The organism is Roseovarius sp. PS-C2, assembly GCF_018862045.1.
Classification (GTDB): domain Bacteria; phylum Pseudomonadota; class Alphaproteobacteria; order Rhodobacterales; family Rhodobacteraceae; genus Roseovarius.
In genome coordinates this window covers 1-4,032 of sequence record NZ_JAHKSQ010000027.1, presented here as the reverse complement: position 1 = coordinate 4,032, position 4,032 = coordinate 1, and the positions used below count along the sequence as shown (strand labels likewise).

At 58.3% G+C, this 4,032-nt stretch carries 4 protein-coding genes; all 4 read right to left on the bottom strand.

Features of this window, described 5'->3' with window-relative positions; translation table 11 throughout:
- Positions 1 to 223: 223 nt before the first annotated feature.
- Positions 224 to 517, bottom strand: a complete 294-nt coding sequence (locus tag KPG71_RS19460) for a hypothetical protein (RefSeq protein WP_216340399.1) — start codon at positions 515 to 517, stop codon at positions 224 to 226.
- A gap of 11 nt (positions 518 to 528) precedes the next feature.
- Positions 529 to 939 carry a hypothetical protein gene (locus KPG71_RS19455; RefSeq protein ID WP_216340397.1) on the bottom strand — a complete coding sequence of 137 codons (411 nt, stop codon included), beginning with the start codon at positions 937 to 939 and terminating at the stop codon, positions 529 to 531.
- A 134-nt stretch (positions 940 to 1,073) separates the two neighbouring features.
- Positions 1,074 to 3,635 (bottom strand): hypothetical protein, encoded by a 2,562-nt coding sequence (locus KPG71_RS19450; RefSeq protein ID WP_216340395.1) that lies wholly within the window; start codon positions 3,633 to 3,635, stop codon positions 1,074 to 1,076.
- Positions 3,635 to 3,841 carry a hypothetical protein gene (locus KPG71_RS19445; RefSeq protein ID WP_216340394.1) on the bottom strand — a complete coding sequence of 69 codons (207 nt, stop codon included), beginning with the start codon at positions 3,839 to 3,841 and terminating at the stop codon, positions 3,635 to 3,637. Before KPG71_RS19445 ends, KPG71_RS19450 begins: the two co-directional genes overlap by 1 nt.
- Between the last annotated feature and the right edge of the window lie 191 nt (positions 3,842 to 4,032).

Genomic DNA, 4,032 nt, shown 5'->3' with positions numbered 1-4,032 from the left:
GCTTCCTGTTCTTTGATCATCCCGATGATCTGCGCTTCGGTGAAACGGCTCTTTCGCATTCGTTTGCTCCTTCGAAAGGTCGAGCAAACTCTACATCACAACGAGGGAAGTTTCGGGGGGCAGGTCAGCTTGCACGCCGCCGTCATCCAGTTGAGCCGCCAGGAGTGACGGCGCGAATGCTGGGCTAATGCTGGGAGGTGTGCGGGTTAGCAAATCAAAACAGCTATTCGCTGTTCTCAATATCAGAGTTTTCTGGTGAAGGGTCTTCGCTTCCAGGATCAAAAAGCCATAGAAATCCAAGTACGGCGCAAAAAACTACAACCGCAAACAAGACCAATGGCAGACAGCCTGAACCACCACCTCCACCACCGCCACTTGGGGTTGCGCGCGGAGCAAATCTCGATTGCTCTTCTGCGAAGCCGCGCAAATAGTCATCAAACCCTTCACTGGATGCCGGATGTTGAGCCTTATCGTCACGAGGTCCACTTGGCTTATTTGGGCCGCCCCAGTCTGTCATGCCGTGCTCACCTAGATTAACTCGATTGCTCTCTGACTTGATACAAATACGAGCCATAAAGCGGCTGCGATACAAAACCAAAATTTCAATCGGTGAGCGTAGGTCCGTAGTTTCATCATCGGATCATCTGTTTGATAGGATGCCGCGCTCAGGTCTTCCTTTTCAATTTTCTGCAAGAGTTCAAAGTTTTGTCGATGTGCTGCGGCATATTGAATGAGGTCAAAAATCAAAGCCAACAGAGCTAATGTCGCCGGTCCTACAACCTGCCTAGGAAGCAAGAACGCTGCGCCTTCTGGTTTCGTGCTCTCAACAATGTAGGCAAGTGAAGCCGCTAAAACGCCAAGAGAGATAGTCCAGACACGGTTGGACACCCGTTCGGTGACCCAATTCAAGCTATCAATGACTTCAGGCTTTGTCGGCATATCAATATTCGCACGTCATGGTGCATATAATGATTGCGCAAAACTATTGGCATTTCAATTTCATGGTTTCGAAGGCGACTGACCCACCAAATGATGAAAGGTGACGGCGCAGGCAACCCCGCGCCGCCTTTCGCTCACTCGCTTTCCACACCGGCATCCGCCCCGACAAGGTAAGGCGCGATCCGGTTGCGAATCGGCTTTCTGAGTTCAATCGTCTTCGGCTCCATCAAAAGCGCCTGGAACAGTTTCGGGTCTTCGATGGCATCGAGCAAAAGCTGTTCCGCTTTGTCGTTCATGAGCCGGTTCAGCATCTTTCGCGCCGATCCAGAGGCCATTTGCGCGGTTTGAAGCCCTGCCGCCCCCTTGCCAAGCTGAGCGCCGTGGTTTGCCGCCGCGATACGAACCGCAAATTCAATGAGCCTGTTGGGTTGGGCCTGCGATACAGACCCGATATCAGGGGCCTGCTTTCGTGCCGCATCGAGTTTCAGTGCTGCGTCTCGAATCCGCCGCAAACGCGCCATTTCACCTGATGAGAACACCTGCCTTAGCGCCACTGCCATTTCGGGGCTGTCCATGCGGTCGGCAAGGGTTTGCCCGACCACCTGCCTGGCGCTGCCAATCTGGCGCAGGCTGTCCGCAATCAGTCTGTCAGCAAAAGCAGCCTTAACACCGTCAAGAGCCGCCCCAGTCTTGTCCTTGCGGGCCTGTCTGACGATGTTACGGGCCTCACGCGCGGGCGTCTTTGCCTTGAGTATCGCATCAACTGCCTTCCCCGGCGTGGCATTTACGAACGCACCGCCTGTAGAAGCGTTCGGGGCTTCCAGACGGGCCTTTCTTTCGGCAATGCGCGCTTCGATGCGCCTCGCGGTCTGTTGGGTGTCGATTGCATCCCTCAGAGTGTTTCGCAGTTTGGGATAACGCGCAAGAAGGGCCTTGTTGTCGCGCATGAACTCGGAAGCCCGACCGGGATTGAATGCGCCTTCCGCAGAGAAGGCCGTGCGATTGAAGCGCTCCGTCAGGTAATCCGCCTTTGCCGCGCGCACGTCTTTGGATCCTTTCGTGGCATGTGCGATTTCCTCGTCCGCCACCTTGGCCTTGATGCCGCGCTGCCCGACCGACCGCGCAAGCGTTTCCTGCGGGTTTATCTGTTCGTCACCATCGAGGGTGCGTTTCAAAAGCCGCCCGACTGTTCCCCGGTCGAATGTCTCGTGAAGCTGCGCGCTGAACTCGCGGGCGCGGTTGATTGCGCGCCCCACGTCACTGGTTGCATCACGCGCGCCAAGGTCTTTCAGAACCGCATCGGCAACGGCATTCGCAATCCGGGCCTTGTTTTTGCTCTGGTCATTCCCTGCCATTGCCGACCGGGCCACCCTGCGAAGTTCGGAATACAGGCCGTGCAGTTCCTCAACGCTTTGTTGATCGGGGGTTTCGAGATACTGGCGCACCACACCGGGAACGTCATTGGCCTGCGCCCAGGGAACGCCCTCAACGAACTGTTTGGCAACGGCCTGCGATTCTGCCGCGTTGATAGTGACCGTCTTGGGAACTGCCGCCCAAAGCACGGCTTCTTCCGTCAGGGCGCTTTGCTCTGCGTCCCGGATACGATCCGCAACAATCTCACTGTTCTCAGACTCCGTGGCGCGTACTTTTGGGCGGCGTGATTGTGCATCGGCCCGCGTCCATGCCACGTAGCTATCCATGCGCTTTGCAACGTCCTTTCGAAGCTGGCCAAGAAAGCCCTGTGCATCCTCCACGTTCCCGCCAAGGTCGGTGACTGCGTTTTGCAGATTCGCGTTTGCATCTACCGAGCGGTCGCGCAGCCGTGCCCCGAGATTCGGGTCTGTTCTTGCCCCGGCCTGCTCAAGAGCAATCATGTTCGGATCGCCGGTCTGCTGTGCAGGGGTTAGGCCGAATGGCTCGTTGGGGTCGATCCGGCCCGCCAGTTCGCGGGCACGGTCTTCGCCGCCTGCCAAGCTCTGTACGCGGCTTCTGGCCACTTCACGCGCCCCGGTGTTGGTGTAGGGCGCAAGAGCGCGCTTGCCCGCCTTGTAGGCCTGTTTTGCGCCGATTGCGGAAGGCGTCCGGGTTGCCATGAACGGAACGCTTGCACCCCCGACACCGGCAACCATGCCAATCGCATCCTGCACCCATTGCGGTGCGCCTTCCTGTTCGGCCTTCTCGGATGCAGCACGCGCCAAGGCACCCGCCGATATCTCGCTTGTCACCCCAAGCCACGATGAAAGCGCCTGATAGGCATCATCCGCTATAGTGCCGACCATACCGCCGGTGGACCTGAGCGCCTGCGCGGCCTTGCCAGCAGGGACCATGGCCCCCGCCGCGTTACCTGTCCCGCGCCCAAGGCCCTGCCAGAAGCCATCAGGGTCGCCTCTGGCCCGGTCGATGCCTGTGGCGTCCATCGCAGATTCAAGGCCGGTCTGTGCCGATCCTGTGCCTTCCGGGAAAGGATTCAGCGCGTGTGGCTCATCGAAGGGGTTTACCCAATCCACAAGCCCGCCCGCCGTTTCGGCGATACCTTGGTTCACCTGTGCCATGAACCCGGTGCCGCCCTGGTCGGACTTCATGCGCTTGTAGGCCTGCGCCAGTTTGCGGGCATCCTCTGCGGCTCCGGGTACGCCCTTTTGTGCCGCCGCGTCGGCGTTCTTCAGGGCCTTCGAAAGTGTCTCTATATCAGCCATTAGTCTGCCCACTTATCTGCGATTGCATCAATGTCGTCATCGGTATTTCCAGCCTGCAAGCTCTGCTCCAGAGCCTTGTAATCCGCATAGAGCTGAGAAAGCTGGCGAAGTGCCGTTTGTGCCTGCGCCTTCTCTTGCCGCGAATAGATGGGGTCGAGCATCACCGCGTTTGCCGCTGCAATTGACCCTTCAAGGGTGCGCAGCATGTCCTGTGTCAACGGCGGAGTAAAATTCGGCCATTGTGGCGGAGCAAAAGTCGGCCAGTTTGGCGCGAGCGCCTTGGAGCGTGCGGCCCTCATATAGCAAGCCCGGTCCAAGGCGCATTGGCCGTCAGGCCAATTCTGTGAGGTTCATTTGTTAGCGGCGGCGAGGCGGGCGCGGCTTTGATTGAGGCGGT

Excerpts from the sequence above, each read along its gene's own strand:
- KPG71_RS19460 (WP_216340399.1), bottom strand. The coding sequence starts at position 517 with ATGACAGACTGGGGCGGCCCAAATAAGCCAAGTGGACCTCGTGACGAT.
- KPG71_RS19455 (WP_216340397.1), bottom strand. The coding sequence starts at position 939 with ATGCCGACAAAGCCTGAAGTCATTGATAGCTTGAATTGGGTCACCGAA.
- KPG71_RS19450 (WP_216340395.1), bottom strand. The coding sequence starts at position 3,635 with ATGGCTGATATAGAGACACTTTCGAAGGCCCTGAAGAACGCCGACGCG.
- KPG71_RS19445 (WP_216340394.1), bottom strand. The coding sequence starts at position 3,841 with ATGCTGCGCACCCTTGAAGGGTCAATTGCAGCGGCAAACGCGGTGATG.